The organism is Candidatus Hydrogenedentota bacterium (genome assembly GCA_035416745.1).
GTDB lineage: Bacteria > Hydrogenedentota > Hydrogenedentia > Hydrogenedentales > SLHB01 > UBA2224.
This window is the reverse complement of the sequence record DAOLNV010000065.1, coordinates 1-2572: the sequence shown is the minus strand read 5'-3', so window position 1 is coordinate 2572 and position 2572 is coordinate 1. Positions and strand designations below refer to the sequence as shown.

General features: G+C 61.4%; 2 protein-coding genes. Both read right to left on the bottom strand.

Translation table 11 applies throughout. The annotated features are described in order from the left end of the window. Positions 1-90: 90 nt before the first annotated feature. Entirely contained in the window at positions 91-1257 is a 1167-nt protein-coding gene (locus PLJ71_16740; protein HQM50337.1) for a M28 family peptidase, read from the bottom strand. A 1-nt stretch (position 1258) separates the two neighbouring features. Then, positions 1259-2359 (bottom strand): alanine dehydrogenase, encoded by a 1101-nt coding sequence (gene ald, locus PLJ71_16735; protein ID HQM50336.1) that lies wholly within the window; start codon positions 2357-2359, stop codon positions 1259-1261. Positions 2360-2572 lie beyond the last annotated feature (213 nt).

Genomic DNA, 2572 nt, shown 5'->3' with positions numbered 1-2572 from the left:
TGAATGAATCCCGCGCGTGCACTCTGGCGAGGCTATAGGGCACGACACCGGGGGTTGTGGGCGAGTGTTTCGGGGCAGCCAAACAAGAGACTACTGCTCCGCGCCAAGTTCGCGGTCCAGACGCCGGAGGATGTCCTCCGCAAAAGCGGAGGCGGCGAGAAGAGCGTCGTCGCGGACATCGAGGTGTGTGTCGTCCGACAGCAGCCGATCGTCGGGCGGATTCTCGTAAGACGAGGTGAGCGTGAGCGCATGAAATCCGCGCGCGAGCGGGATTAGGGCATCTGAGGGCAGTTCACGATGAAATGAGGGGGCGGCGTTAATCTGCTTCGCGGCGGATTCCGCGGCCGAAAGCATGGTTTTCGAGCTGCCGAAGGTCGAGAGCAGCCCTTCCGCGGTAATATAGTGGAGGTTTGCCGCGCCGACAGCGTCGAGATTGAGAAAGAACGTGTTCGCGCGGTCGAGCTTGTGGGTACTCATGAAATGGCGCATGCCGTTGAGCCCCGCTTCCTTGCTGCCGGTGGCGACGAGCCACAGGTCCGCCTGACTGAGCCCGCTGACTTGGAAGCGGCGCGCCAGCTCGACGAGGACGCTGGCGCCGGAGGCGTTGTCCCATGCACCGCGGCCGTAATCAGAGGTGAGTTCAGAGAACGCGAGAAAGGCGGCCACTCCGAGAAGGCAGCCGACGGCCGTCCATCGGATGGCCACTTCGTAGGCGAAATCGAGTGAGTCAAGTATGCCGAGACCTTGCACGACGCACGATACCACGACGACGACCATGCACAATACGAGCAAGAGGTGCACGGAGCGGAGCCAGGGCTGCACCCGTGTATCCTGAAAGGCACTGTTTTTCGGCGAGTCGTAGTGGGCGGTCACGATGAACAGGCGGCGGGGTTTCGGCGCGATGAAACGGCAGATGACGTTCTGGGACTCGTATTGGGGCAGTAGACGCCCGAGAACGCGGTAGCCCGTGAACTCGGCAAGGTAGCACAGGAAGACGGTGAGCCCGTAGCCGAAGGCGATATACGGCCACCAGACCGCCAGGATGGCTACCAAGGTGAATTCGGCGTAGTACGAGGCATAGAGGAGCCACTCGCTGTCGATGCTGTGAAAGTCGTCAATCTCGACATCGAGCGTGAACTGCTTGAACCGCTGGGCGAGGTATTCGGCGGCGGACCGTTCGCTTCTGGTGTTCGAACCGCGATGGGGCAACACCCCGGTCAGGTACTCCATATCCCGCCGCAATTCAGGAACGCTCACGTCAGATCTCGCTATGTTGCATGCCGAACGCATCGGCAACGGCTTTGCAAGTCAGTTTGCCCTTGTACGTATTGACGCCCTTCTTCACGGCGGGATCCGCTTCGATAGCCGCGTCGATCCCCTGTTTGGCGATGGCAAGACCGTAGCCGAGGGTGACGTTGGTCAATGCGTAAGTGGACGTTCGCGGGACCGCGCCAGGCATGTTGCTCACGCAGTAGTGCACGACATCGTGCACCACATAGGTTGGGTCGTGATGCGTGGTGGGGCGCGATGTGTCGCTGCATCCCCCCTGGTCGATGGCAATGTCTACGAAGGCCGAGCCGGGCCTCATCTGGCTTACCAAGTCATCAGTAATGAGTCTCGGGGTCCGCGCGCCGGGGATCAGGACCGCGCCGATGACGAGGTCGGCGCAGGCCACTTCATCGGCCAGATTCGCGGTGTTGGACATGACGGTCGTGACGCGCGATGCCATGATGTCGTAGAGGTAGCGAAGCCGGGAAGGATTGATGTCGAGAACCGTGACGTGTGCGCCCATGCTGACGCAGAGGTGGCAGGCGTTGGTGCCCGCGACCCCCGCCCCGAGGATGGTGACGTTGGCCGGTTTGACGCCGGATACGCCCCCGAGGAGGATGCCCATCCCCCGGGAACTCGCTTCGAGGCAGTGCGCGCCGATCTGGGCGGCGAGGCGTCCGGCGACTTCGCTCATGGGCGCCAACAAGGGCAGCGACGCATCGGGCAACTGCACGGTCTCGTAAGCAACGCCGATAACCTCTTTCTCGAGCATCTTGTGGGTGAGCGCTTCGTTCGAGGCGAGATGGAGGTAGGTGTAGATAATCTGTCCGGACCACATCCACTCGAGTTCGTCGCCGATGGGCTCTTTTACCTTGACGATCATCTCCGCGCGTGCCCAGATGTCTTTGGGTTCGGCGACGATTTCGGCGCCGGCGGCGGCATACGCCTCATCGGAAATGCCGCTGCCGAGTCCGGCGCCCTTTTCTACCATGACGCGGTGACTATGTTTACGGAAGGCCGCCACGCCCGAGGGGACGATGGCCACGCGGCGTTCATCTGCCTTGATTTCCTTTGGTACTCCAATAAGCATTGTGTTTCTCCCCCATCTCAGGAAGCCATCCAAAGCAGGACCGATGATCCTGACGCCAACGTTATTCTTCTCCACTCGCACTCTTCAACAACGCCAGGAATTCCGTATAGCTCGAAGTGCGCAAGGCGCGCTCGAGCATGGACGGGTTCCGGAAGCTGCGCGCGATGTCCGCCCCAAGCTCGAGTTGCGAGGCAGGATCCGTTTCGGGAGTAA

What these genes read in the sequence shown, in the direction of transcription:
- ald (HQM50336.1), bottom strand. Translation starts at nt 2,359, where the DNA reads ATGCTTATTGGAGTACCAAAGGAAATCAAGGCAGATGAACGCCGCGTG.